At 32.4% G+C, this 25,593-nt stretch carries 26 protein-coding genes; 20 read left to right on the plus strand and 6 right to left on the minus strand.

The window, feature by feature from the left end; all coding sequences use genetic code 11:
- Nucleotides 1-21: 21 nt before the first annotated feature.
- Nucleotides 22-216: a YjzD family protein gene (locus tag AC1RRU_RS03720; RefSeq protein ID WP_011276241.1), complete on the minus strand. Its 195-nt coding sequence runs from the start codon at nt 214-216 to the stop codon at nt 22-24.
- Between the two features lie 205 nt (nt 217-421).
- Between AC1RRU_RS03720 and AC1RRU_RS03725 the strand changes: the two genes are divergently transcribed.
- Both AC1RRU_RS03725 and fabF read left to right on the plus strand, forming a co-directional pair.
- Nucleotides 422-1,363, plus strand: coding sequence for a beta-ketoacyl-ACP synthase III (locus AC1RRU_RS03725; protein WP_011276240.1), 942 nt, complete (start codon nt 422-424; stop codon nt 1,361-1,363).
- Nucleotides 1,364-1,376: 13 nt separating this feature from the next.
- Nucleotides 1,377-2,621: a beta-ketoacyl-ACP synthase II gene (gene fabF, locus AC1RRU_RS03730; protein WP_011276239.1), complete on the plus strand. Its 1,245-nt coding sequence runs from the start codon at nt 1,377-1,379 to the stop codon at nt 2,619-2,621.
- A 72-nt stretch (nt 2,622-2,693) separates the two neighbouring features.
- Here fabF and AC1RRU_RS03735 read toward each other — a convergent pair whose 3' ends face one another.
- Entirely contained in the window at nt 2,694-3,071 is a 378-nt protein-coding gene (locus AC1RRU_RS03735; protein ID WP_033079768.1) for a DUF3899 domain-containing protein, read from the minus strand.
- A 248-nt stretch (nt 3,072-3,319) separates the two neighbouring features.
- Here AC1RRU_RS03735 and opp3b point away from each other — a divergent pair, with 248 nt between their 5' ends.
- The 10 genes from opp3b to opp4C all read left to right on the plus strand — a co-directional run bounded on the left by opp3b (nt 3,320) and on the right by opp4C (nt 14,825).
- Nucleotides 3,320-4,246 (plus strand): oligopeptide ABC transporter permease, encoded by a 927-nt coding sequence (gene opp3b, locus AC1RRU_RS03740; RefSeq protein ID WP_037538673.1) that lies wholly within the window; start codon nt 3,320-3,322, stop codon nt 4,244-4,246.
- Entirely contained in the window at nt 4,246-5,313 is a 1,068-nt protein-coding gene (gene opp3C, locus AC1RRU_RS03745; protein ID WP_493196447.1) for an oligopeptide ABC transporter permease, read from the plus strand. Before opp3b ends, opp3C begins: the two co-directional genes overlap by 1 nt.
- A gap of 17 nt (nt 5,314-5,330) precedes the next feature.
- Nucleotides 5,331-6,410: an ABC transporter ATP-binding protein gene (locus AC1RRU_RS03750; protein ID WP_053021629.1), complete on the plus strand. Its 1,080-nt coding sequence runs from the start codon at nt 5,331-5,333 to the stop codon at nt 6,408-6,410.
- The gene (locus AC1RRU_RS03755; protein ID WP_053019852.1) at nt 6,403-7,347 is read left to right on the plus strand and encodes an ABC transporter ATP-binding protein; all 945 of its coding nucleotides are present in this window, start codon (nt 6,403-6,405) and stop codon (nt 7,345-7,347) included. Before AC1RRU_RS03750 ends, AC1RRU_RS03755 begins: the two co-directional genes overlap by 8 nt.
- Before the next feature lie 24 nt (nt 7,348-7,371).
- Nucleotides 7,372-9,033 carry a peptide ABC transporter substrate-binding protein gene (locus AC1RRU_RS03760; RefSeq protein WP_053019853.1) on the plus strand — a complete coding sequence of 554 codons (1,662 nt, stop codon included), beginning with the start codon at nt 7,372-7,374 and terminating at the stop codon, nt 9,031-9,033.
- A 185-nt stretch (nt 9,034-9,218) separates the two neighbouring features.
- Nucleotides 9,219-10,931 carry an oligopeptide ABC transporter substrate-binding protein gene (gene opp4A, locus AC1RRU_RS03765; RefSeq protein WP_053019855.1) on the plus strand — a complete coding sequence of 571 codons (1,713 nt, stop codon included), beginning with the start codon at nt 9,219-9,221 and terminating at the stop codon, nt 10,929-10,931.
- 46 nt (nt 10,932-10,977) lie between these two features.
- The gene (locus AC1RRU_RS03770; protein WP_053019857.1) at nt 10,978-11,946 is read left to right on the plus strand and encodes an ABC transporter ATP-binding protein; all 969 of its coding nucleotides are present in this window, start codon (nt 10,978-10,980) and stop codon (nt 11,944-11,946) included.
- A gap of 12 nt (nt 11,947-11,958) precedes the next feature.
- The gene (locus tag AC1RRU_RS03775) at nt 11,959-12,933 is read left to right on the plus strand and encodes an ABC transporter ATP-binding protein (protein WP_053023162.1); all 975 of its coding nucleotides are present in this window, start codon (nt 11,959-11,961) and stop codon (nt 12,931-12,933) included.
- Nucleotides 12,930-13,892, plus strand: coding sequence for an oligopeptide ABC transporter permease (gene opp4B, locus AC1RRU_RS03780; protein WP_053021630.1), 963 nt, complete (start codon nt 12,930-12,932; stop codon nt 13,890-13,892). Before AC1RRU_RS03775 ends, opp4B begins: the two co-directional genes overlap by 4 nt.
- A gap of 24 nt (nt 13,893-13,916) precedes the next feature.
- On the plus strand, nt 13,917-14,825 hold the full coding sequence (opp4C, locus tag AC1RRU_RS03785) for an oligopeptide ABC transporter permease (RefSeq protein WP_087503617.1): 909 nt from the start codon (nt 13,917-13,919) through the stop codon (nt 14,823-14,825).
- 56 nt (nt 14,826-14,881) lie between these two features.
- On the opposite strand, the gene trpS is transcribed toward opp4C, so the two are convergent.
- Nucleotides 14,882-15,871, minus strand: coding sequence for a tryptophan--tRNA ligase (trpS, locus tag AC1RRU_RS03790; protein ID WP_011276231.1), 990 nt, complete (start codon nt 15,869-15,871; stop codon nt 14,882-14,884).
- Nucleotides 15,872-16,159: 288 nt separating this feature from the next.
- Here trpS and spxA point away from each other — a divergent pair, with 288 nt between their 5' ends.
- The 4 genes from spxA (at nt 16,160) to pepF (ending at nt 20,409) form a co-directional block, all read left to right on the plus strand.
- Nucleotides 16,160-16,555 (plus strand): transcriptional regulator SpxA, encoded by a 396-nt coding sequence (gene spxA / locus AC1RRU_RS03795; protein ID WP_011276230.1) that lies wholly within the window; start codon nt 16,160-16,162, stop codon nt 16,553-16,555.
- A 198-nt stretch (nt 16,556-16,753) separates the two neighbouring features.
- Complete coding sequence (gene mecA / locus AC1RRU_RS03800) at nt 16,754-17,476, plus strand: adaptor protein MecA (protein ID WP_053028157.1); 723 nt, start codon at nt 16,754-16,756, stop codon at nt 17,474-17,476.
- Nucleotides 17,477-17,576: 100 nt separating this feature from the next.
- The gene (locus tag AC1RRU_RS03805) at nt 17,577-18,536 is read left to right on the plus strand and encodes a competence protein CoiA (protein ID WP_049394681.1); all 960 of its coding nucleotides are present in this window, start codon (nt 17,577-17,579) and stop codon (nt 18,534-18,536) included.
- A gap of 64 nt (nt 18,537-18,600) precedes the next feature.
- The gene (gene pepF, locus AC1RRU_RS03810) at nt 18,601-20,409 is read left to right on the plus strand and encodes an oligoendopeptidase F (protein ID WP_011276227.1); all 1,809 of its coding nucleotides are present in this window, start codon (nt 18,601-18,603) and stop codon (nt 20,407-20,409) included.
- Nucleotides 20,410-20,816: 407 nt separating this feature from the next.
- On the opposite strand, the gene yjbH is transcribed toward pepF, so the two are convergent.
- The 3 genes from yjbH to AC1RRU_RS03825 all read right to left on the minus strand — a co-directional run bounded on the left by yjbH (nt 20,817) and on the right by AC1RRU_RS03825 (nt 22,672).
- Complete coding sequence (gene yjbH / locus AC1RRU_RS03815) at nt 20,817-21,614, minus strand: protease adaptor protein YjbH (protein WP_011276226.1); 798 nt, start codon at nt 21,612-21,614, stop codon at nt 20,817-20,819.
- Nucleotides 21,615-21,637: 23 nt separating this feature from the next.
- Nucleotides 21,638-22,003, minus strand: coding sequence for a truncated hemoglobin YjbI (locus AC1RRU_RS03820; RefSeq protein WP_011276225.1), 366 nt, complete (start codon nt 22,001-22,003; stop codon nt 21,638-21,640).
- Between the two features lie 87 nt (nt 22,004-22,090).
- Nucleotides 22,091-22,672 (minus strand): CYTH domain-containing protein, encoded by a 582-nt coding sequence (locus tag AC1RRU_RS03825; RefSeq protein ID WP_011276224.1) that lies wholly within the window; start codon nt 22,670-22,672, stop codon nt 22,091-22,093.
- 245 nt (nt 22,673-22,917) lie between these two features.
- Between AC1RRU_RS03825 and AC1RRU_RS03830 the strand changes: the two genes are divergently transcribed.
- The 4 genes from AC1RRU_RS03830 to AC1RRU_RS03845 are packed head-to-tail and all read left to right on the plus strand — an operon-like array spanning nt 22,918 to nt 25,593.
- Nucleotides 22,918-23,265: a UPF0738 family protein gene (locus tag AC1RRU_RS03830; protein ID WP_011276223.1), complete on the plus strand. Its 348-nt coding sequence runs from the start codon at nt 22,918-22,920 to the stop codon at nt 23,263-23,265.
- A gap of 16 nt (nt 23,266-23,281) precedes the next feature.
- Nucleotides 23,282-23,911, plus strand: a complete 630-nt coding sequence (yjbM, locus tag AC1RRU_RS03835; protein WP_011276222.1) for a GTP diphosphokinase — start codon at nt 23,282-23,284, stop codon at nt 23,909-23,911.
- A gap of 12 nt (nt 23,912-23,923) precedes the next feature.
- A complete protein-coding gene (locus AC1RRU_RS03840; protein WP_011276221.1) occupies nt 23,924-24,733 on the plus strand; it encodes an NAD kinase in 810 nt (269 codons plus the stop codon).
- A complete protein-coding gene (locus tag AC1RRU_RS03845) occupies nt 24,730-25,593 on the plus strand; it encodes an RluA family pseudouridine synthase (RefSeq protein ID WP_011276220.1) in 864 nt (287 codons plus the stop codon). Before AC1RRU_RS03840 ends, AC1RRU_RS03845 begins: the two co-directional genes overlap by 4 nt.

Consider the following 25,593-nt stretch of genomic DNA (forward strand, 5'->3'; position numbering starts at 1 on the left):
TATTATTATGTAGTAATAAGACTATCTGTTACCTGAACGGGTAAAATCATCTGGTTTAATCATGGCAGCTAGAATAGCAATTACAATTGTAAAGATAACTGCTAAAACTATTGGCGTGATAAAGTTTAATGTTCCACCGCCATTTAAACTATTTAATACAAAGTTAACCATTTGTAATAAGATGACTGCCCAAATAAAAGTTACGAGGTATTTCATACCGATGACCTCCATTATTTATATACTTTCATTCTAAAGTAAAGTAATCTATTTGTATAGAGATAGCAGATAACTGATAAAAATTTGTAATCAATTTTATTTAATGAAATCTGTATTTGTGAAAGGGTAACTACTTGAGTAGTGGTAAAAAAATGTGTTAAATTAATACCTGGTATTAAAAAATGAAGTAAGAAGGTGTACGTTCATGAACGTAGGTATAAAAGGATTTGGTGCATATGCGCCAGAGAAAGTCGTTGATAACGCTTATTTCGAAAGTTTTTTAGAAACTTCAGATGAATGGATTTCTAAAATGACTGGAATTAAAGAAAGACGCTGGGCTAGTGAAAATCAAGATACATCTGACTTAGCATTCGAGGCTAGTAAAAAAGCGATTAAAGATGCAGGAATCACACCTGCTGATATAGATATGATTATTGTTGCAACTGCTACTGGAGATATGCCATTCCCATCGGTTGCCAATATATTGCAAGAAAAATTGGATACACGTAAAGTACCAACAATGGATCAATTAGCTGCATGTTCTGGATTTATGTATTCTATGATTACAGCAAAACAATATGTTCAATCAGGTGATTATAAAAATATCCTTGTAGTAGGTGCAGACAAATTATCTAAGATTACTGATTTAACAGATCGTTCAACAGCAGTCCTTTTTGGTGATGGCGCTGGTGCAGTAGTTATTGGAGAAGTTTCAGAAGGACGAGGTATCATTAGTTATGAAATGGGATCTGATGGTAACGGTGGAAAATACTTATACTTAAACAAAGATACTGGTAAACTAGTAATGAACGGACGAGAAGTCTTCAAGTTTGCGGTAAGAATTATGGGTGAAGCATCAACACGAGTGGTTGATAAAGCTGGTCTACAATCAGATGATATTGATATGTTTATACCTCACCAAGCAAACATTAGAATTATGGAATCAGCTCGAGAAAGACTAGGTATAGAGAGAGAAAAGATGAGTGTATCTGTTAATCGCTTTGGTAACACATCTGCTGCTTCAATACCTTTAAGTATTTCACAAGAATTAGAAAATGGAAGAATAAAAGATGATGACACACTAGTATTAGTAGGTTTTGGTGGTGGCCTAACATGGGGCGCTATGGTTATCAAATGGGGTAAATAGGAGGATATAATGTATGACTGAGAATAAACGAGTTGTAATTACTGGTATGGGTGCATTATCACCTATTGGCAATGATGCCCAGACAAGTTGGGAAAATGCCTTGAAAGGTGTTAATGGAATCGATACTATTACTAGAATAGATACAGAAGATTATAATGTTCATTTAGCAGGTGAACTTAAAGATTTTAATATTGAAGACCATATTGAAAAGAAAGAAGCTCGACGTATGGACCGTTTCACACAATATGCGGTAGTTGCAGCACGTCAAGCAGTTGAAGATGCTAAATTGGAAATCAATGATGAAACTGCTAATCGCATAGGTGTATGGATTGGTTCAGGGATTGGTGGTATGGAAACGTTTGAAACAGCACATACAACACTTCAAAATAAGGGTCCAAGAAGAGTAAGTCCATTCTTCGTACCTATGTTAATTCCTGATATGGCAACCGGCCAAGTATCAATTGATTTAGGTGCAAAAGGGCCAAATGGTTCTACAGTTACAGCATGTGCAACTGGTACAAACTCAATTGGTGAAGCATTTAAAATCATACAACGTGGCGATGCAGATGCGATGATAACAGGTGGTACAGAAGCGCCAATTACACACATGGCACTTGCAGGATTCAGTGCTAGTCGTGCCTTGTCTACAAATGATGATAAAGAAACAGCTTGTCGTCCATTCCAAGAAGGTCGAGATGGCTTCGTTATGGGTGAAGGTGCTGGTATTTTAGTGATTGAATCATTAGAATCGGCACAAGCACGTGGTGCTCAAATCTATGCTGAAATAGTTGGTTATGGTTCAACTGGTGATGCATATCATATTACAGCTCCCGCTCCTGAAGGTGAAGGTGGTTCACGTGCAATGCAAGCAGCACTTGATGATGCAGGTATTGAAGCAAAAGATGTTCAATATCTTAATGCACATGGCACAAGTACACCTGTAGGTGATATGTATGAAATTAGAGCGATCAAGAATACATTTGGAGATGCTGCTAATCAACTAAAAGTTAGCTCTACTAAATCAATGACTGGTCATTTATTAGGTGCTACTGGTGGTTTAGAGGCTATCTTCTCAGCATTATCTATTCGTGACTCTAAAGTCGCACCAACTATTCATGCGAATACACCAGATCCTGAATGTGATCTAGACATCGTTCCAAATGAAGCGCAAGATTTAGAAATTACTTATGCAATGAGTAACAGTCTTGGATTTGGTGGTCATAATGCTGTATTAGTATTTAAGAAATTTGAAGATTAATTTTGAAAAATGATATTAGACCAAGGACACTAATTGATAATGTCCTTGGTCTATTTTTGTATGTAGAATGATTTAAAGTAGAAATGAAATTATTATTGTCATCACAAAGTATGCAATATTACATATTAAAGCTGGAGCAATCCATGTAGATATAAAATAATGTTCCTTTTTAACTTGTTGAGGATTTAAAAATTCATCATCCGCCATTGTTCTCTTTTTTGAGCGAGACGATAGTTGATATCTTATTCTTCTAAAACCATAGCTCGTTGCATCAAAAATGCCCTCTTGAACTAATAAAATGAAAAAAATGGAGATGAATATAATAAGAGACAAATAAAAAAGTGTATTAATATATGAAACAAAAGTATGATTTGTAAATATAATCCACAGTATCATAGATAAAATGGGAGTAATTATCAACCATATCATCCAGTTCTTTAAATTCTTCATAATAAAGCCCCCAGTTGACGGTTTAATTTATTGTAACTTAAATTTTATAAAATATATATTCTTATTTATAGTTAGAATAAAAAAGATTGTCAAAGTACTCCTTAAAATGTTTTTATTTAAACGCTTACTTTTTTAATTTTGTGAAAATTATATTGCAATTATATGAAAATTGTATATATAATATTACTAAATATTTCTGAAAATTTTGAAGGGAATGTTAATTTTGAAAATTTAAAGGGGGCGGAGTAATGACGCGATATGTTTTAAAACGTTTGGGGTACATGTTTTTGTCGCTATTTATCATTATTACGATTACATTTTTCTTAATGAAAATGATGCCAGGGTCACCATTTAATGATGCAAAATTAGGTGCCGAACAAAAGGCAATCCTTAATGAAAAGTATGGATTAAATGATCCGGTTGCCATTCAATATCTTCATTATTTAAAGAATGTCGTAACTGGAGACTTTGGGTATTCATTCCAGTATCATAATCAACCGGTATGGGAGCTAATTAAACCGAGATTGATTCCATCAATGGAAATGGGTATTATCGCCATGATTATTGGTGTATTTTTAGGTCTAATCCTTGGTATTGCTGCTGCAACTAAGCAAAATACGTGGGTTGACTATACAACTACTGTGATTTCAGTTATTGCTGTTTCTGTGCCATCTTTCGTGTTAGCCGTACTATTACAATATGTTTTTGCGGTTAGATTAAGATGGTTCCCAGTAGCAGGATGGGAAGGTATTTCAACAGCAGTATTACCTTCACTTGCATTATCCGCAGGTGTGATGGCAACTGTAGCAAGGTATATTCGAGCAGAAATGATAGAAGTATTAAGTTCAGATTACATATTATTAGCAAGAGCAAAAGGGAATTCATCCATGCGTGTACTATTTGGACATGCATTAAGAAATGCACTTATACCAATTATTACAATTATTGTACCAATGTTAGCGGGGATTCTAACTGGTACGTTAACAATAGAGAATATCTTTGGTGTTCCAGGATTAGGGGATCAATTCGTAAGATCGATTACAACCAATGACTTCTCAGTTATTATGGCTACAACCATCTTATTTAGTACTTTATTTATTGTTTCAATCTTCATCGTTGATATTCTTTACGGAATCATTGATCCGAGAATACGTGTGCAGGGAGGTAAGAAATAATGGGAAATGAAAAATTTGAGAAACCTTTTGATGATCATTCAAATGCAGCTATGACACATACCTCTGAAGGCATTGCATCTTCTGATTTCGTAATGAGAGATTTAGATTTAAATAGAGAGCCAGAAATGCAGCGAGAAAGTAAAAATTTTTGGCAGGATGCATGGACTCAATTAAAAGGAAATAAGTTAGCCATTTTGGGTTTAATAGGTTTGGTTTTAATTGTTATTTTGGCTTTTATTGGTCCTTTATTAAGTGACCATGACTATGCTGAACAAGATGTTACAAGACGAAATTTACCGGCTAAGATACCAGTACTGGATAAGGTACCTTTCCTTCCGTTTGATGGAACAGGCTCAGATGGAACAAACGCATATAAAGACGCAGGAGTTAAAGAAAATTTCTGGTTTGGTACTGACCAACTAGGAAGAGATTTATGGACACGCACATGGACTGGTGCTCAAATTTCATTGTTTATCGGTATAGTGGCTGCTGTATTAGATATCTTTATAGGAGTTGTTTATGGGGCGATATCAGGTTTCTTTGGTGGTCGGATTGATAATATCATGCAACGTATTTTAGAAATCATTGCTTCAATTCCAAATCTAATTGTCGTTATCTTATTTGTTCTTATATTTGAACCATCAATATGGACGATTATTTTAGCCATGTCAATCACAGGTTGGTTAGGAATGAGTAGGGTTGTTCGTGGTGAATTCTTAAAATTAAACAACCAAGAATTTGTAATGGCTTCAAGAACATTGGGCGCATCTAAGTTCAATTTGATTTTTAAACATATCTTGCCAAATACATTAGGTGCAATTGTAGTAACTTCAATGTTTACCGTGCCAAGTGCCATTTTCTTTGAAGCTTTCTTAAGTTTCATTGGTATAGGTGTACCAGCACCACAAACATCACTAGGTTCTTTAGTAAATGATGGTCGTGCAATGTTATTAATTCATCCTCATGAATTATTTATTCCAGCAACAGTATTGAGTTTGCTGATCTTATTCTTTTACTTATTTAGCGATGGTTTACGCGATGCATTTGACCCTAAAATGCGTAAATAAAAAAGGAGGCAAAGGGTATGTCAGAAAGAGTTTTGGAAGTAAACGACTTGCATGTTTCCTTTGACATTACGGCAGGGGAAGTGCAAGCAGTTAGAGGCGTAGATTTTTATTTGAACAAAGGTGAAACGTTAGCAATAGTGGGAGAGTCTGGTTCTGGAAAATCAGTAACCACTAAAGCAATTACAAAGTTATTCCAAGGCGATGTTGGAAGAATAAAAAAAGGTAAAATCGATTTTTTGGGAGAAGATTTAGCTACTAAATCAGAAAGTGAATTAATCAAATTACGTGGAAAAGACATTTCAATGATATTCCAAGATCCTATGACATCACTTAATCCAACGATGCAAATTGGTAAACAGGTGATGGAGCCACTTATTAAACATAAAAATTATAGTAAATCTGAAGCAAAAAAACGTGCTTTAGAAATATTAAATTTAGTAGGATTACCAAATGCAGAGAAACGTTTTAAAGCTTTTCCACATCAGTTTTCTGGTGGACAAAGACAAAGAATTGTTATCGCAACAGCTTTAGCTTGTGAACCTAAAGTATTGATTGCAGATGAGCCAACAACAGCATTGGATGTAACAATGCAAGCTCAAATTTTAGATTTAATGAAAGATTTGCAGAAAAAGATTGATACATCAATTATATTTATTACCCATGATTTAGGTGTTGTGGCAAATATTGCAGATAGAGTAGCTGTTATGTACGGAGGTCAAATGATAGAAACAGGAGATGTAGATGAAATCTTCTATGACCCTAAGCATCCTTATACATGGGGATTATTATCATCAATGCCTGATTTAACTACTAGTAATGATACAGAATTAATTGCTATTCCTGGAACACCACCTGACTTACTTCATCCTCCTAAAGGAGATGCATTCGCACGTAGAAGTCAATATGCTTTAGATATTGATTTTAAACAAGAGCCACCATGGTTCAAAGTGTCACCAACACATTTTGTTAAATCATGGTTATTAGATGAGAGAGCTCCTAAAGTAAAACCACCAGAAATGGTAGTAAAAAGACAGCGTCAAATGCCGAATAATTACGACAAACCACGTCTAGTAGAAAGGGTGTCGTTCGATGGATAAAAATAATGAAGTATTATTAGAAATTAAAAATTTAAAACAATATTTTAATGAAGGTAAACGTAATGAAGTAAGAGCCATTGAGGACATATCTTTTGATATCTATAAAGGGGAAACATTAGGGTTAGTTGGAGAGTCAGGATGTGGTAAATCGACTACAGGTAAAGCAATTATTAAACTAAATGATATTACAAGTGGAGAAATTTTATATGAAGGACAAGATATTCAAAAAATTTCAAAGCGTAAAGATTTATTAAAGTTTAATAAAAAGATTCAAATGATTTTCCAAGATCCATATGCTTCATTAAATCCTAGATTGAAAGTAATGGATATCGTTGCAGAGGGAATTGATATTCATAAATTAGCAAACAGTAAAAAAGATCGTAAACGTCGTGTCTATGACTTACTTGAAACAGTCGGTTTAAGCAAAGAACATGCGAATAGATATCCACACGAATTTTCTGGTGGGCAACGTCAACGTATCGGTATCGCGCGTGCGCTAGCAGTGGAACCGGAATTTATTATTGCGGATGAGCCTATTTCAGCTCTAGACGTATCAATACAAGCTCAGGTAGTAAACCTAATGTTGAAATTACAAAAAGAGAGAGGTATTACTTTCTTATTTATCGCGCATGACTTATCAATGGTTAAATATATTTCAGATCGTATCGCAGTGATGCACTTCGGAAAAATTGTTGAATTAGGTTCAGCTGACGAAATTTATTATCATCCATTACATGATTATACGAAATCATTATTATCAGCGATTCCTCAACCTGACCCAGATAGTGAGAGAACACGTAAACGTGTAGTATACCAAGAAGATGAATCTAAAAATTCTGAGCGAAAACTTCAGGAAATAAGACCAGGTCATTATGTGTTTGTCACTGATGAAGAAGCTGCTCAATTAAAAGAACAACATCTGACGCAAAGCGTTTAAGACTGGGAAAGGGGGATAATAGTTATGAAAAATATTAACTTTAAAGTAATTTTAGGATTAATTGTAACAACTTTACTATTAAGTGCATGTGGTAAAGGTGGAGGTTTATATGATGATAGCGGTCAAACATATCGAGTTGCCACATCTTCGGATATAAATACACTTGATTCAACATTAGCGACAGATACAGTCTCATTTACTATATATAATCAAGTATATGAAGGTTTATACTCCCTTAATGGTAAAGATGAAGCTGTGCCAGGCGTTGCTAAAGGAAAACCTAAAAAATCAAATGGTGATAAAACATGGACAATTAAACTACGTAAAGATGCGAAATGGTCAAATGGTGATCCTGTAACTGCAAATGATTTTGTATTCGCATGGCGTAAAGCTGTAGATCCAGTGAATGCATCAGAATATGCATACATAATGTACGATATAAAAAATGCAGAAGATATTAACTTGAATAAAAATGGTAAGAAACCAAAAGACTTAGGAGTAAAAGCATTAGACGACTATACATTACAAGTTGAATTAACAAAGCCTATTCCTTATTTCCAACAAATGCTGGCATTTGGTACTTTCATGCCACAAAATGAAAAAGTAGTAAAAAAATATGGCAAATCTTATGGTACAACCGCTGATAAAACTGTATATAATGGTCCTTTTAAAATTGATAAGTGGGCTGTAGAAGATAAGATAATGTTAACTAAGAATAAGGGCTATTGGGACAAAAATAATGTCAAGTTAGATCGAGTTAATTATAAAGTATTAAAAGATACGCAAGCGGGTGCTTCTTTATATGATACAGGTTCCGTAGACGTTGCGGGTATAACATCAGAACAAGTAGATAAGTATAAAGATAGTCCTGCATTATTTAAAAGATTATTAGCTTCTACTGCATTTTTAAAAATGAACCAGAAGCAACAACCGGAATTTAAAAACAAAGATATGAGATACGCAATTGCGCAATCAGTAAATAAAGAGGATTACGTAAACGATGTTTTAGGTACAGGTGCTAAGCCTTTTGATGGATTTACAGCTAAAGGTACTGCAAAGACACCTGACGGAAAAGATTATGCTGAAACAGTAAAATCACCATTAACTTATAATCCTAAAGAAGCTAAAAAACACTTAGAAAAAGCTAAGAAAGCACTAGGTAAAGATAAATTTACATTCACACTTAATACTGAAGATACGCCAGACTCTAAAATTTCTGCAGAATTTATTAAGTCTCAAATTGAAAACAACTTACCTGGTGTAACGGTTAAAGTTAAACAATTACCATTTAAACAAAGATTACAAGCGGAATTGACTATGAATTATTCAATGTCACTTTCCGTATGGGGACCAGATTATCCTGACCCTATGACATTCTTAGACACAATGACAACTGGAAATGCTCAAAACAATACTAATTGGAGTAGTAAAGAGTATGATAATTTACTGAAAAAAGCCAATAGTAGTTTACTTCAAAAACCAGATGAAAGATATGCTGCAATGCGTCAAGCTGAGGAAATTTTCTTAAATGATGCACCTGTAGCACCAATCTATCAAAAAGGTGGCGCTTCGTTAAGAAATCCACAATTAAAAGGGATTGAGTATCATCAGATTGGTGGAGATTATTCATTAAAACATGCATACATGGATAAATCTATTGATCGTGAAACTGGCAAGAAAAAATAGCAATAACAAAATAAAAGTCTTAGGTATTAACAGATGCCTGAGGCTTTTTTGCGGTTTTTTTATAATCTAAGCAAAAATTTAAAAAGTATATTTTTCTGAAAATTCTTAAAATAAAGTTGTTAATAAAATTTTTAGTAGTAAAATCATTGATAAACATCATAGAAACAACAGGAGGTTTGATATTAGTGAAAGTTATTGGTAAATATTTAATACTTTTATTAATAGCAGTATTAGTATTAAGTGCATGTGGAAAAGGGAAACAGGATGAAAATTCAAAAGATCTATCTAAAACAGAAACATCTAATCATAAGGGTGGAGAATTAAATGTCGGTTTAAATGCTGCCCCTTCAGGAACATTATCATCAGTATTGAGTTCAGATGCTTCGGATTCAGCAGTCGAAGCTTATTATAATGAGTCATTAATTAAGCTTGACAAAAATATGAAACCTAAACCATTTATTGCTTCTTGGAAAGATATTGATCCAGGTAAGAAGATTAAATTTACAATTAAAAAAGGCATTAAATGGCAAGATGGTAATGAGTTTAAAATTGATGACTGGATTTATACTTTAAATGTTTTAGCAGACAAAGATTATCAAGGCAGTTATTTCCCTATCGTAGAAAACATCGAAGGTGCTAAAGAAAAACATGAAGGCAAAGCGGATACGATTAGTGGATTGAAAAAATTAAATGACTATTCTATGGAAGTTACTTTTAAAGAGAAGAAAGTGAACTATCTTGAAGGCTTCTTTGCTGGTCCATTATTAAGTAAAAAATATTTAAGCGATGTAGCAGTTAAAGATTTAGCGAAATCAGATAAAATCAGAAAACATCCAATTGGTATTGGACCTTATAAAGTGACAAAAGTTGTTCAAGGTGAAGCAGTTCAATTAGAGAAATTTAATGATTATTGGCAAGGTAAACCAAGTTTAGACAAAATTAATTTAAAAGTTATTGATCAAACACAAATTGTGAAAGCTATGAAAAATGGCGAAATTGATATGACTGATTCTACTACAGGTAGTATTGCTCAAGAAGCTAAAAAATCTGGAGATGGTAAACTTAAAGTATTATCAACACCAGGCACAGACTATTCTGTTATTGGTTTTGTATCTCATGATTATGATAAAGAGAAGAATAAAACTGGTGCAGAACGTCCTAAATATAAAGAAAAAGAACTTAGACAAGCAATGTTATATGCAATTGATAGAAAAAAATGGATTAAAGCATTTTATCAAGGTTATGGTAAAGAACTAAATAGCTTTGTTCCGTCTATCCATTGGATTGCAGCCGATCAAAAAGACTTAAATAACTATAGTTACGATCCTGAAAAAGCTAAAAAAATGTTAGATAAACTAGGATATAAAGATAGAAATGGAGATGGCTTCAGAGAAGATCCTAATGGTAAACCATTTGAAATTAATTTAAAACATTATGCTGGCTCAAATCCTACCTTTGAACCTAGAACAGCAGCTATTAAAGATTTCTGGGAAAAAGTAGGATTAAAAACAAATGTGAAAATGGTTGAATTTGGTAAATATAATGATGACTTAGCTAGTGCTTCTAAAGATATGGAAGTTTATTTCAGAACATGGACTGGCGGTTCAGACCCAGACCCTTCTGATTTATATCATACTGACAGACCACAAAACGAAATGCGTACTACTGATAAAACATCAGATAAATTGTTAGATGATGCGTTAGATTTCAATAAAGTAGGAAATAACGATAAAAAACGTAAAGAAATTTACTTAGAATGGCAAAAACATACTAATGAAGTTCTTCCAGCATTACCAATTGTTCAATTAGATACTATTACAGTAGTAAATGATAAAGTGAGAAATGTTGATATCTCAATAGGCTCAGAAAAGGATTTATATCAAATAACTAAAGAATAAAAGATGAACCTCGACTTTAGTCGAGGTTTATTGATTGGAGCAAATTATGGATAGCTATTTATTAGAAATAAAAAATCTAGAAACATCAATTAGGATTGAAAACGAGTGGTATCCTACAATTGATCAAATTTCTTTTAAATTAAAAAGTAATGAAATATTAGGGATTGTAGGAGAATCAGGGTGTGGTAAATCAATTTTAAATAAATCAATAGTTAAGCTCTTGCCAGAAAAAATATCCAAAATAACTCAAGGGCAAATTATATTTAATGGCAAAGAATTGCAAAATGCTAGTGAAAGTGAATACCGAAAAATCAGAGGTAAAGATATAGGAATGATTTTTCAAGAACCAATGACTGCATTGAATCCTGTTTTTAAAATTAAGAATCAAATAATAGAACCTATTATTTTACATTTAAATAAAAATAAAAAGGAAGCGTATTTACTAGCTAAAGAATTATTACAACAAGTAGGAATAGCTCGAGCGGACGAGATTCTAAATAGTTACCCTCACCAATTATCTGGTGGTATGCGACAAAGAGTTATGATTGCCATAGCAATTTCTTGTAACCCTAAAGTACTTATTGCTGATGAGCCAACTACAGCGCTGGATGTAACGATACAAGCACAAATTCTTGAGTTATTAAAAAAATTGCAAGAAGAAACTAATATGTCGATTATTCTAGTAACACATGATCTTAGTGTGGTATCAGAATTTTGTGATAAAGTCATCGTCATGTATGCTGGACAAATTGTAGAATTCGGTGATTTACAGCAAATTCTAAATCATCCTAAACATCCGTATACCAAAAAACTATTGCGTACCATTCCTAGATTAAATGAAAGCGTAGAATATTTAGAGGTGATTGATGGCATGGTACCTAGTATAACTCAATTTAATAAGAATCAATGTCGCTTTGCTAATAGATGTGAAGTGAGAATGGAAAGCTGTAATCAACAAGAACCAAAACTTATAAGTAGGGATGGTAGTCAAGTTCGCTGTCATCTTTTTAAATAGAGGGGAATAAAAATGGATAACATCTTAGAAATACAGAATTTAAAAACTTATTATCCTATTAAATCAGGAATTTTCAAACCAACTCAATATGTAAAAGCTGTTGACGATATTTCTTTTACAATTAAAAAAGGGCAAACATTTGGTTTAGTAGGAGAATCAGGATGTGGTAAGTCGACACTTGGTAAATCAATTGTTCGATTGGAAGATATAACATCTGGTGAAATTAAAATTAATGGTGTTAATATTACGCAATTAAATGGGGAAAAATTAAGAGAAGCTCGTAAAAATTTTCAAATGATATTTCAAGATCCTTATGCTTCATTAAATCCAATGCAAATGGTTGGAGATATAATAGGAGAACCATTGCAAAATTATCATATAGTAGATAAAAAGAAACTAAAAGATGAGGTAATGTATTTATTAAATTGTGTAGGTATGAGCGAGGATACTTTTTATAAATATGCACATCAATTTTCCGGAGGTCAAAGACAGAGAATAGGTATTGCTAGAGCATTAGCAATAAGACCTAAACTTATAGTGGCTGATGAACCTGTAAGTGCTTTAGATGTATCAGTGCAATCTCAAGTATTAAATCTTATGAAAGATCTTCAAAAGGAATTTAATTTAAGCTATTTATTTATTGCACATGATTTAAGCGTAGTAAAACATATTAGTGATGTGATAGGCGTAATGCACTTAGGTCATATGGTAGAAATTGCAAATAGTACGGAACTTTATAAAAATCCTAAACATCCATACACTAAAGCTTTAATTTCTTCTATCCCACAATTTAATAAATCTAAGGGGAATAGAATTATTTTGAAAGGAGAATTACCTTCTCCAAGTAATCCACCGAAGGGATGTCCATTCCATACTAGATGTCCTATTGCACAAGCAAAGTGTCGCGAGGAAAGACCAAAACTTGAAGAAATTAAACCGAATCATCATGTTGCTTGCTTCTTTACTGAAAGGGTGAATATTAAATGATTAAACTTATCTTAAAAAGATTTTTGTTAATGATACCACTATTATTTTTAATATCGATAGTAGTATTTAGTTTAGCAATTATTCAACCAGGTGATCCTTTTAGTGGACAGTATAACCCTCATGTTAAGCAAGAGGCGATTGACGCTCAGAGAGAAAAACTAGGTCTTAATGATTCTATACCAACGCAATATGTGAGATGGATTGGAAATGTTGCACATGGTAATTTAGGAGAATCTATAAAATATAAGCGACCCGTGATGGATTTGATTATCGAACGCATGCCCAATACAATATTGCTTGGCGTGGTATCTCTAATAATTACATATATATTGTCGTTTATTCTAGGAATTATTTCAGGGAGATATGCATACTCGTTAGGAGACTACACAATTCAAGTATTCAATTACGTTATGCTAGCAATTCCTTCATTTATTGCCGGTGTATTTGCTATTTATATCTTTGCATTTCAATTTCCAATATTTCCTTTTCAGGGATCAGTGAATATCAATCTTCAAGAAGGTAGTTTCACATATTATTTGAGTAAACTTTATCATACTATTTTGCCAGCTTTAACTTTAGGTTTATTATCAACAGCGGGTTATATTCAATATTTAAGAAATGACATTATTGATAACGCTAATAAAGACTACGTTTTAACTGCCAAAGCAAAAGGTCTAACTATTAATAAAATATATAATAAACATATTTTACGAAACTCATTAATTCCAATTATTACTTTTTTAGGAGCTGATATCGTTAGTATTTTAGGTGGTGCAGTAATTACTGAAACTATTTTTTCATTTAATGGTATTGGTAAATTATTTTTAGAATCTGTAACAGGTCAAGATTATCCATTAATGATGGCATTAACCCTGTTCTTTTCATTTTTAGGTTTATTCGGAAATCTTATATCTGATATAACTTATAATTTTGTCGATCCTAGAATTCGTAGTAATTAGAATGAGAAGAGGAAGGGGTAAATGATGATAAAACGACATAATAATTCAACAACGATAAATAAAGCATCTTCACCTACAAGGATTGCCTTACAAAAGTTTGCTAAAAATAAAATTGCTATGGCTTCATTAATTTTTTTGATTCTAATAGCAATCATATCTATTATTGCGCCACTATTAGCACCATTACCAATTAATCAACAAGATTTATTAAATATAAAAGGAGATATGACATCTCAGAATATTTTAGGGACTGACTCAGGTGGTAGGGACAATTTTAGTAGATTATTATATGCAGGTAGAATGTCACTGTCTATAGGTTTAGTTTCTACGATTGGTATGTTGGTTATAGGAATTGCTATCGGTGTTATATCAGGATTCTTTGGAGGATTACTTGATACGATACTGATGAGAGTCACTGAATTCGTAATGCTGTTCCCGTTTTTAATTTTTGCTATCGTATTAAATGCAGCATTAGGCGATAAAATTAAAAATCCATATGGCTCAGCTATAATACTAGTTGCAGTTATTATTATCCTAAGTTGGGGAGGTATTGCTAGATTAGTAAGAGGAAAAGTAATGCAAGAGAAAGAAAACGAATACTTTCTAGCTGCAAAGTCAATAGGTACGCCTACCTACAAAATTATTTTAAAGCATTTACTACCTAATATTTTAAGCGTGGTTATTGTACAAGCTACTTTAACCTTTGCCGGAATGATTGTAGTAGAATCTGGATTGAGTTTTTTAGGATTTGGTATTAGTAAATCAATTCCATCATGGGGAAACATGTTAAGTGATGCTCAAGAAGGAGATATCATTAGTTCTAAGCCGTGGATTTGGATGCCGCCAGCATTAATGATTATGTTTACAATTTTAAGTATTAATTTTGTCGGTGAAGGGTTGAAAGATGCTTTTAACCCTAAAGGTAGAAAATAAATATAGATCAATAAAAAAGTGAGAGGAGTTAATTAACACTCGTCTCACTTTTTATTTTATCTTTTACGTCCCAGTCCCATAGCACGTTCCATTTTTTTCAATGTTTTGAATGACGCTTTTTGAGCTTTATCGCGACCATGATCTAGGATGTCATCTAATTTATCTGAATTGTAAAATTCATTATATTTTTCTTGGAAGTTAATTAAGAAATCTTTGACGATTTCTGATAAATCTGTTTTGAACTTACCGTATCCTTCATTTTCGTACTTAGCTTCTAAATCTTTAATAGATTCATTTGTTAAGCTAGAGTATATTGTTAATAAATTTGAAATACCTGGTTTATTATCACGATCAAATTTAATAATTCCATCTGAATCTGTTACAGCACTTTTAATTTTCTTTGCTGCCACATTAGGCTCGTCTAGTAATGAAATAAAGTTTTTCTGATTATCATCACTTTTACTCATTTTCTTCGTTGGGTCTTGTAAACTCATGACGCGACCACCTACTTTAGGCATACGAATTTCTGGTTTAACCAAAATGTCATTATAACGACTATTAAAACGTTCGACTAAGTTACGTGTTAATTCCATATGTTGTTTTTGGTCTTCACCAACTGGAACAATATTAGTATTGTATATCACAATATCTGCAGCCATTAATGGTGGGTAAGTTAGTAATCCTGCTGGAATACCGTCAGTACGTTTTTGAGCTTTATCTTTATATTGAGTCATACGTTCAAGTTCTCCAACACTTGAAATTGTTGTGAGCATCCAACCTGCTTGCACGTGTGCTGGTACTTCAGATTGTATAAATAAGGTAGCTTTTTCTGGGTTTATGCCAGATGCTAAATAAATAGCCGCAAGTTGACGGATTTGTTTACGTAATTTGATTTTATCTTGTGGCACAGTAATTGCATGTTGGTCGACGATGCAAAAATAACAATCATAATCATTTTGTACATCAGCAAATTGTTTTAATGCCCCAATATAATTACCAATTGTGGGTATTCCACTAGGTTGAATTCCTGAAAATAATGTCTCCATATTAGATGCCTACTTTCTTAGTTTTAATTCATATTATTTAAATTATAACAGTATTTCTTTAAAATGTAAGTTATGTTAGTATGTAGTTATACGTTAATTCTAAGCCTTTAAATTTAGGTTTTTAGAAAATTTGAGATTTCTCAGAAAAATTAGGATTTTCTCATTTAATTTTAATGTTAGTTGGTTATACTAACATTGTAGGGTTAAGAGGACTAAATAAATTAACATTTCTTAATCAATAAATTCAAAAATAATGAATAATATTCATTCAATAGGAGAGTGAGATGTATGGTAACATTATTTACTTCACCAAGTTGCACATCTTGCCGTAAAGCGAAAGCATGGTTACAAGAACATGACATTCCATATACGGAGCGTAACATTTTTTCTGAACATTTAACAATTGATGAAATCAAACAAATTTTAAAAATGACTGAAGACGGTACTGACGAAATTATTTCTACTCGTTCTAAAACATACCAAAAATTAAATGTTGATATTGATTCTTTACCACTACAAGATCTTTATGCAATCATTCAAGATAATCCAGGACTATTACGTCGTCCAATTATTCTAGATGAAAAACGTTTACAGGTTGGCTATAACGAAGATGAAATTAGACGTTTCTTACCTAGAAAGGTTCGTACTTTCCAATTACAAGAAGCGCAACGTCTTGTTGATTAATTTTAAAATTTAATTGAAGATTATAATAATATGAAACAGCACTATTTTAGTGCTGTTTTTTGTAACTCAAAAAGGGAATATGTTAGTATATATAACGATCGTAAAATAGTTAAATTTAATCAAACAAATAAATTGTAATTTCCACCACGTTCTAATACAATATGGTTACTATTCATCGACTGTAAGGAGTGAGATGATATGAGAATAGAACGCGTTGATGACACAACAGTCAAATTATTTATAACTTATAGTGATATTGAAGCTAGAGGATTCAGTCGAGAAGATTTATGGACTAACCGTAAAAGAGGCGAAGAATTCTTCTGGTCAATGATGGATGAAATCAATGAAGAAGAAGACTTCGTAGTTGAAGGACCTCTTTGGATACAAGTACATGCCTTTGAAAAAGGTGTGGAAGTTACGGTTTCTAAATCTAAAAATGAAGAAGCTATGAATATGTCTGATGAAGATGCAAACGAGCAATTTGAAGAACAAGTTAACGAATTACTTGCAAATACATTAGAAAATGAAGAGAGCATTGAAGATTTATTCGAACAAAGAGCACAACAACAAAAGCACTCTCATAAGTCTGAACAAAAACAAACGAAACAACGTCCGAACATAAGAACAGTTATCGTTAAATTTGATGATTTAGAGCAAGTTATTAGTTATGCATATCACCATAATTTATCAACTGATGAATTTGAAGATTTATTATATATGAATGACAATAAATATTACTATGCTATTCACTTTGATGAATCAGTCAGTCAAGAAATGATTAACGATAGTTATAGTCAGATGTTAGAGTTTGCATATCCAACAGATAAAACTGAAGTATACTTAAATGATTATGCTAAGATTATTATGAGTCATAATGTAACTGCTCAAGTGAGACGTTATTTCTCAGACACAGTTGAATAATGAAAATTTTTACCGAGGCAATGAATATTGCTTCGGTTTTTTGTGTTGAGAAGTAAAATCACCATTTCATACGTTTAATCTTATGAGGTGAGTGAAATTTATGTTAATCGCTATAAATCAACAAGGCGAGCAAGTATATGCACATCGTGCAAAGAAACAGGACAGCTATTTTTGTCCGCATTGTAGCTCACAACTACTATTAAAGTGTGGCACAAAAAATATCCCGCATTTCGCGCATAAGGTTGATAGCGTATGTTATTGTGCAAAACAAGAATCCGAACAACATTACTTTGTAAAGTGTTTTATTGCGAAGATGTTATCACAACTACATTATCACGTTCAAATTGAACCTTATTGTCCAACTATTCAACAATACCCAGACATACTAGTGAATTCAAAATACGTAATTGAAATTCAATTTTCTAGAATAGATATTGAAGAGATCATAGAACGAACAAAGGGATTTAAACAGCTGAATATGGAAGTCATTTGGTTAATTCAAGATTGTCGATATCATAGGGGGAGGCTATATCTCAATTCATTTCAAGCACATTTTATACATCCAATAAATAGGTGTTTATATGTATGGAATCAAAAGAACAAGTGTGTTGTTTTATATAGTCAAATTCAGCATATTGGTGGCAAACAATTTATCGCAAAACAAACAGTAATTGAAATCAACGAATTAGTGAATCTGATTAGTATCATGTCTACGCCATATCAACACATTTTCAAACTAACTAAATCTAAAATACATTATTACTTGAATCAATGTAGAAGGAAAAATTCCGTCCTTGAACCATCGTTAAGCGCAATATACCAGTTAAGATTAACAGATGAAGCTGTTTATCATAACTTCGGCTACATATTCCCTTATCAACTTTATATTGAGAATCATCCAGTTCAGTGGCAATTACAATTTAAATTATTTAATGAACAAGAGTTTGATGTACATCAGTGTTTAAAAGCCTTTCTTAAATTTAGGCAGATGTACCTTAACACTATTTCTATGGATTGTGTTGTCTCAGAACTTATTAATCATTACATTAAATATAGTTAAAACGTGCAATTCATAGGGAATAATGAGAAAATTATAACATTAGTTATTATAGGAGGTTTACTATATGAGTCAACAATTAACAAGAGAAGAGCAAGAACGTAAATATCCAAATGATACGTGGGATTTAACAACGATTTTTAAAAATGATGAAGCTTTTGAAGAAGCATTAAAAGAGGTTGAAGGTTATCTAGGTAAAGAAGAGCAATTTAAAGGGCACTTAGCAGATAGCGCTGATACATTATGTGATGCGCTTGCATTAGAAGATGAAATTGGTACTAAACTAGAGAAAGTATATGTCTATGCACATTTAAAACAAGACCAAGATACTTCAAACGATAAATATACAGGATTCGAGTCACGTGCACATCAACTTATAATTAAAATTAGTTCCGCATGGAGTTTCTTAGTACCAGAAATTCTTCAAATTGATGAAGATAAACTTCAATCATTTATCGAAACTAATGACAACTTAAAACGTTATGAATTTGATTTAAAACTTATCAATGAAAAACGACCACACATTTTAGATGCCGAGCAAGAGAGATTACTTACTGAGGCTCAAGATGCACTATCTACACCAAGTAATGTGTACGGTATGTTTAGTAATGCAGATTTAGAATTTGAAGATGCAGTAGATAAAGATGGTGAAAAACATCCATTAACACAAGGAACTTTTATCAAATATTTAGAATCTGATGATCGCGAGTTACGTCAATCAGCATATAATAATTTATATAAAGCTTACGGTGCTTATAATAATACTCTAGGTTCAACATTAGCAGGGGAAGTTAAGAAGAATGTCTTTAATGCTCGAACACATAACTATAAAACAGCTCGTGAGCGTGCGTTAAGTAATAATCATATACCAGAAGAAGTCTATGATAATTTAGTAAAAACTGTGCATAAATATTTACCATTATTGCACAGATACACGAAACTAAGAAAAGAATTATTAGCTGTTGATGAGCTGAAAATGTACGATTTATATACGCCAATGGTTAAGGACGTTAAATTTGAAATGCCTTATGAAGAAGCAAAAGAATGGATGTTAAAAGCGTTAGAACCTATGGGTGAAGAGTACCTTGATGTAGTAAAAGAAGGTTTGAATAATCGATGGGTCGACGTTTATGAAAATAAAGGTAAACGATCAGGTGGTTACTCATCTGGTGCACATTTAACTAATCCATTCATTTTATTAAATTGGTCAGATACTGTCTCTGATTTATATACGCTTATCCACGAATTTGGTCATTCAGCACATAGTTATTTCAGTCGTAAACATCAACCATCTAATTCTAGTGATTATTCAATCTTTGTTGCTGAAGTTGCATCAACTTGTAATGAAGCATTACTAAGTGATTATATGGATAAACATTTAGACGATGAACGTCGTTTATTATTATTAAATCAAGAACTTGAAAGATTCAGAGCGACTTTATTCCGTCAGACTATGTTCGCAGAATTCGAACATAAAATTCATCAAATTGAAGAAGCAGGCGAACCATTAACTGCAACACGTATGAATGATGAATATGCTAAATTGAATAAACAATACTTTGGTGATGTTGTTGAAACAGATGACAATATTAGCAAAGAATGGTCAAGAATCCCTCATTTCTATATGAATTACTATGTATATCAATATGCTACTGGATATAGTGCAGCTCAAAGTTTAAGTCATCAAATTTTAACTGAGGGTAAACCTGCAGTTGAAAGATATATTAATGAATTCTTGAAAAAAGGAAGTTCTAACTATCCAATTGAGATTCTGAAAAATGCCGGTGTGGATATGACTTCACCAGAACCTATTGAGCAGGCTTGTGAGGTCTTTGAACAAAAATTAGATACTTTTGAAAAACTTATGAAAGCTTAGAATGACTGTATCCGTTTACAATATGTCAAGTTTGTGACAATTTTAAAATAAGGGGTCTTTAATATTGAAACACCTATATTAGCGTGTTATATTATGAACATGAAATTAATCACATAACAAACATACCCCTTTGTTTGAAGTGAAAAATTTCTCCCATCCCCTTTGTTTAGCGTCGTGTAATCAGACACGGCGTTTTTTTATACTCTTTTTTAATAACTACCACTATCAATGAATTCCTCATTGTATATAAATTTTTCATTGTACTTCGACGCCACTACTATACATTGCAATTGATTTATATAACAATAATAGAAACAGAGTCGTTCAACCTTAAATTGATGTGTACACAAAAACAAGCCACCCAATGCATGAATATAATCATCATTGAATGGCTATTGTTAGCTATCCTATATTCTAGGCATTTTTGATTGCCAAAAATCTCCTTCAGGATATTGAAGTTTTTCTACTTTTTGTTGTAACGCTAATTTCTTAAGTTCTTTTGTCATTAACTTTTCGGGCCACTCATATATGGTCAATAGTTCTTCCGTAGTAACGAGTTGTTTCTTTTGAATATAATGCTCAATTTTAGGTGGAAGATTTTTTTCAATAGGCGTACCCATTAATTCATTAATAATATATGTGTAAATGTGATATGGATATAATCCTTCTACTTTCAGGCCTTCCTCATGAACATCTTCACTGAAAAATACGAGTGAAGGTGCTTGCTCAATTTCCATTTCTCGAGCAATGTGTAAATCTATTTTTAAACTTTCGGTTAATTTGCTTTTTTGTAAATCTTCTTTGAATTCATTGTAATCTAAACCTGCATTAATGATGCAGTCACAAATCATTTCTTCCGTAATAATATCCTTCTTAGGAATAATTTCATTTTGCATTAAATGGATGAAACGTTCCGCTCTTAAACGACCTTGTAATTCAGCCGCTTTATAAGCTAAGGCGATATTATCAAAATCAGATGTACTTTGCGCTTGGCACTTAGTAAGTACTTTCAATGAAGGGTTTAGAATATGTCTGATACGGATATATTGATTATATTCAATTCTTAATTTAGAAATAATCGCTGATAATTTAAAGCAATCTGTATTAAATGGATCAAAAAATGAATAAATTTCAATTTTATTTACAGGTGACAGATTAGCATCTTCACGACTTCTATTGTCTACAATTTTTAGTTCTTCAGCCATGTTTTACTCACCTTCAATTATATTTAGGAATTTACCATGTGGTTAGCGGTTAGACGTAAACGTTCATATAAATACTCTCCAACACCAGCTGGAAACTGTGCTTCGGTTATTGCAGTATGCATATTTTCTAACCATGCATCTCTTTCATAAGTTGTAATTTTAAATTCCATATGTCTCTTTTTTAACATCGGATGTCCATGTTCTTCAGTATATAGGTTTGGTCCACCTAGAAATTGAGTGAGAAATTGCTTTTGTTTTCTACTCGTTTCGGCAAAATCCCCAGGGAACAAATGATTGATTCTGTCATCTTTCTCAACTAGAGCATAGAAATGATCAATCATATTATAAAGTGCTGTTTCACCTATAATATCGTATGGCGTTTTAGACATAATATCACCAATTTCCGTTAATATATTACTAATATAACATGAATTTTTACATTTAAAAGTAATTTGACTTTTTACAGCGACGTACTGCTACTTGTCAATTTGATTCTTATAGTCAAAGAAACGTTGAACTTTATTGTTAGGTACGGTGTGCTCAAGATTAAATTCTTCTAATAAACTATGAAATTTTTTCAAACCATTGTTATAGTCAGTAACTTCAAATTCTAACTCATAATCAACTTTGTCGAAATAATCACTTCGATCTAATACTAACAATTCATTTTTATAGTTTGTTTCTAAACGAGCTGTTCTCAATGCGCCTAATATAGTTAATTCGTTGTCATTAATACCGTATGATTCGACAATTTCTCGTATATCTTCTGGTAGTGAGTTATTAAATATTACATCACCTGTTTTAGGTATATGTTTAACCATATGATTATATTCCATCAAACCTACGTCGGCGGGCACTTTTAAGGTCATTTCATATGTGTCGTTTTTAACTCGGATTCGTAATGCGGATTTATGATCTCGCAATGTGAAGTTAGGAGTATCAATATAGTAGTTTATTTGAATAAAAGGTTCTTTATCTTCAAAAAAAGTATATTTAAATTTATCGTATACATCTTTACTTAGTAATTGTTTAAATTCTATTTCATTATTCGTCGCCATAATTTGCACCTCTAAATCCATTTATTGTAATTCATTATGACTGAGTTATATAAATATTTAAAGTAATTATATATGAATGAAAAGGTAAATCTGAGTACTTAAGTATAGTTTATAAAATGATTTGATTTGTCACGACATAATGAGCTTCATTCAATAGTGGATAGACGAGTAAGAAGTGCATTTCAAACGTGTGTTATACAGTTAAATTATGTTAAACTAATAAAGAATAATAAGGAGGAACAAGCATGCGTATTTATGTAAATGAAATTAAAATTAAAGATGATGGCATTTATTGCTACTCAGAAGATCCAACTGATGGATTAGTAGAAGTAGGGCAAATGCTTGTTGATAGTGATAATTACGGATTTGCCTACTTATTAGATGACGGACAATCATATGATTACTTGATTTTCGTTCAAGAAACATGGTCCATGTTGCATGAGAATAGAGGCAAGAAACTAATAGTAAACGATGACTTGGTTTTAGAACATTTTCAAGAGGAATTAGATTACATACTTGAGAATGTTGAAGGAAATAATAACTATGGTAAGGAGTTTGTTTCAGCTGTTGAAGAAACTTTTGACCTAAAGTGAAGCGGAGTGAAACAATATGAATCAATGGGATCAATTTTTAACACCATATAAACAAGCCGTTGATGAATTAAAGGTAAAATTAAAAGGTTTGCGTAAGCAATATGAAGTTGGAGAAGATGCTTCACCCATTGAATTCGTTACTGGTCGAGTAAAACCAATTACGAGTATTATTGATAAGGCGAATAAAAGGGGTATACCGTTTGATAGACTACGTGAAGAGATGTACGACATTGCTGGTCTTAGAATGATGTGTCAATTTGTGGACGATATCGATGTGGTTGTTAATATGCTGAGACAACGACAAGATTTCAAAGTGATTGAGGAACGTGACTACATCAATAACACAAAACAAAGTGGTTATCGTTCATATCATGTGATTATTGAATATCCAATTGAAACATTAAACGGTCAGAAAGCCATTTTAGCGGAAATACAAATACGAACATTAGCAATGAATTTCTGGGCTACAATTGAACATACATTAAGATATAAATATGACGGGGATTATCCAGCGGAAATTCAGCATCGTCTTGAGCGTGCAGCTGAAGCGGCATATCTTCTAGATGAAGAGATGTCTGAGATTAAAGATGAAATTCAAGAAGCACAGAAATATTATTCTCAAAAACGTGCAAAAAAACATGACTAATGAGGTGTGGGGATGCGTTATACTATCTTGTCTAAAGGTGATTCAAAATCCAATGCATTAAAGCATAAAATGATAAATCATATGAAAGATTTCCACATGGTAGAAGATGCCGTTAATCCAGAAATTGTTATTTCGGTAGGTGGAGATGGAACTTTATTACAAGCCTTTCATCAATACAGCCACATGCTTTCTCAAGTGGCATTTGTAGGTGTACATACAGGACATTTAGGTTTTTATGCTGATTGGTTACCTCATGAAGTTGAGAAATTAATTATTGAAATTAATAACTCTGAATTTCAAGTCATTGAATATCCATTATTAGAAATTATTGTCAGATACAATGATAATGGTTATGAAACACGTTATTTAGCTTTAAATGAAGCAACAATGAAAACGGAAAATGGTTCAACACTTGTAGTTGATGTGGGCATTCGTGGTAAGCAATTTGAACGTTTTAGAGGTGACGGTTTATGTATATCAACCCCTTCAGGTTCAACTGCTTATAATAAGGCATTAGGTGGAGCACTAATACATCCCTCACTTGAAGCTATGCAGATTGCAGAAATAGCCTCTATCAATAATAGAGTATTTAGAACAGTGGGTTCACCACTTGTTTTGCCAAAGCATCATACATGTTTAATCACACCTGTTAATCACGATACCATTTTAACAACAATTGATCATGTTAGTTTAAAACATAAAAATGTCAATGGTATTCAGTTTAGAGTGGCTAATGAGAAAGTGCGTTTTGCTAGATTTAGACCTTTCCCATTTTGGAAAAGAGTACATGATTCATTCATTGAAAGTGAAGATGGACGATGAAATTTGAATATGTGATACAGCATAATGAAATGCTTAAGTCTTTTTTGCAGCGTCACCAATATTCTAAAAAGACAATTAGCGCCATTAAACATAATGGCGCTTTAATTATTAATAACAGTCATGTAACTGTCAGGAAAATGATGATGGCAGGAGATAAGTTAACTATTATGTTACCTGATGAAACACCTAGCTCATATTTGATTCCATCACGTAATCCAATTGAAATATTGTATGAAGATGATTATTTAATCATCGTGTCAAAACCAAACTATTTAAATAGCACTCCGTCAAGAGAACATCCGCACGATAGTTTGATAGAACGTGTACTTTATTATTTAAATGTTGGTCAGTTAATCGATACATCGATCGTACCGCATATTGTTACACGTTTAGATCGTAACACTAAAGGCATTGTAATATTTGCTAAGCATGGGCATATCCATCATTTAATGACGACGAGTGCAATAGATAAAAGGTATATGTGTGTATGTTATGGTCAAATGCAATTGAGTGGTGTTATAGAAGAACCGATTGCTAGAGATAGCCAGAGTATTATTACTAGGAAAGTTGATGCTTCAGGAAAATACGCAAAGACTTCATATGAAACAGTAATGACCAAACCTGAAGCGAGTTTATGTGAAATTAAATTACATACTGGAAGGACGCATCAAATACGCGTTCATTTTAATTATGTAGGACATCCTCTTGTTGGTGATGATTTATATGAAGGAAGTCATCCTGAAATTTATACGCAATCTTTACAATGCTATAAAGTGACATTCATACATCCAATTTATAATAGAGAAATTGAGATAGAAATAGATTATAAATGGCTACAAAACATTTTTGCAGAATTATAA

This window comes from Staphylococcus sp. GW821-FHT11H10 (assembly GCF_058807855.1).

Excerpts from the sequence above, each read along its gene's own strand:
- AC1RRU_RS03820 (WP_011276225.1), bottom strand. The coding sequence starts at position 22,003 with ATGTCTAAAACGCCATACGATATTATAGGTGAAACAGCACTTTATAAT.
- AC1RRU_RS03760 (WP_053019853.1), top strand. The coding sequence starts at position 7,372 with ATGAAAAATATTAACTTTAAAGTAATTTTAGGATTAATTGTAACAACT.
- AC1RRU_RS03725 (WP_011276240.1), top strand. The coding sequence starts at position 422 with ATGAACGTAGGTATAAAAGGATTTGGTGCATATGCGCCAGAGAAAGTC.
- pepF (WP_011276227.1), top strand. The coding sequence starts at position 18,601 with ATGAGTCAACAATTAACAAGAGAAGAGCAAGAACGTAAATATCCAAAT.
- yjbH (WP_011276226.1), bottom strand. The coding sequence starts at position 21,614 with ATGGCTGAAGAACTAAAAATTGTAGACAATAGAAGTCGTGAAGATGCT.
- AC1RRU_RS03750 (WP_053021629.1), top strand. The coding sequence starts at position 5,331 with ATGTCAGAAAGAGTTTTGGAAGTAAACGACTTGCATGTTTCCTTTGAC.
- AC1RRU_RS03735 (WP_033079768.1), bottom strand. The coding sequence starts at position 3,071 with ATGAAGAATTTAAAGAACTGGATGATATGGTTGATAATTACTCCCATT.
- AC1RRU_RS03825 (WP_011276224.1), bottom strand. The coding sequence starts at position 22,672 with ATGGCGACGAATAATGAAATAGAATTTAAACAATTACTAAGTAAAGAT.
- mecA (WP_053028157.1), top strand. The coding sequence starts at position 16,754 with ATGAGAATAGAACGCGTTGATGACACAACAGTCAAATTATTTATAACT.
- opp4C (WP_087503617.1), top strand. The coding sequence starts at position 13,917 with ATGATAAAACGACATAATAATTCAACAACGATAAATAAAGCATCTTCA.
- AC1RRU_RS03775 (WP_053023162.1), top strand. The coding sequence starts at position 11,959 with ATGGATAACATCTTAGAAATACAGAATTTAAAAACTTATTATCCTATT.
- opp3b (WP_037538673.1), top strand. The coding sequence starts at position 3,320 with ATGACGCGATATGTTTTAAAACGTTTGGGGTACATGTTTTTGTCGCTA.
- trpS (WP_011276231.1), bottom strand. The coding sequence starts at position 15,871 with ATGGAGACATTATTTTCAGGAATTCAACCTAGTGGAATACCCACAATT.
- AC1RRU_RS03770 (WP_053019857.1), top strand. The coding sequence starts at position 10,978 with ATGGATAGCTATTTATTAGAAATAAAAAATCTAGAAACATCAATTAGG.
- spxA (WP_011276230.1), top strand. The coding sequence starts at position 16,160 with ATGGTAACATTATTTACTTCACCAAGTTGCACATCTTGCCGTAAAGCG.
- AC1RRU_RS03830 (WP_011276223.1), top strand. The coding sequence starts at position 22,918 with ATGCGTATTTATGTAAATGAAATTAAAATTAAAGATGATGGCATTTAT.
- AC1RRU_RS03805 (WP_049394681.1), top strand. The coding sequence starts at position 17,577 with ATGTTAATCGCTATAAATCAACAAGGCGAGCAAGTATATGCACATCGT.
- yjbM (WP_011276222.1), top strand. The coding sequence starts at position 23,282 with ATGAATCAATGGGATCAATTTTTAACACCATATAAACAAGCCGTTGAT.
- opp3C (WP_493196447.1), top strand. The coding sequence starts at position 4,246 with ATGGGAAATGAAAAATTTGAGAAACCTTTTGATGATCATTCAAATGCA.
- fabF (WP_011276239.1), top strand. The coding sequence starts at position 1,377 with ATGACTGAGAATAAACGAGTTGTAATTACTGGTATGGGTGCATTATCA.
- AC1RRU_RS03845 (WP_011276220.1), top strand. The coding sequence starts at position 24,730 with ATGAAATTTGAATATGTGATACAGCATAATGAAATGCTTAAGTCTTTT.
- AC1RRU_RS03720 (WP_011276241.1), bottom strand. The coding sequence starts at position 216 with ATGAAATACCTCGTAACTTTTATTTGGGCAGTCATCTTATTACAAATG.
- AC1RRU_RS03755 (WP_053019852.1), top strand. The coding sequence starts at position 6,403 with ATGGATAAAAATAATGAAGTATTATTAGAAATTAAAAATTTAAAACAA.
- AC1RRU_RS03840 (WP_011276221.1), top strand. The coding sequence starts at position 23,924 with ATGCGTTATACTATCTTGTCTAAAGGTGATTCAAAATCCAATGCATTA.
- opp4B (WP_053021630.1), top strand. The coding sequence starts at position 12,930 with ATGATTAAACTTATCTTAAAAAGATTTTTGTTAATGATACCACTATTA.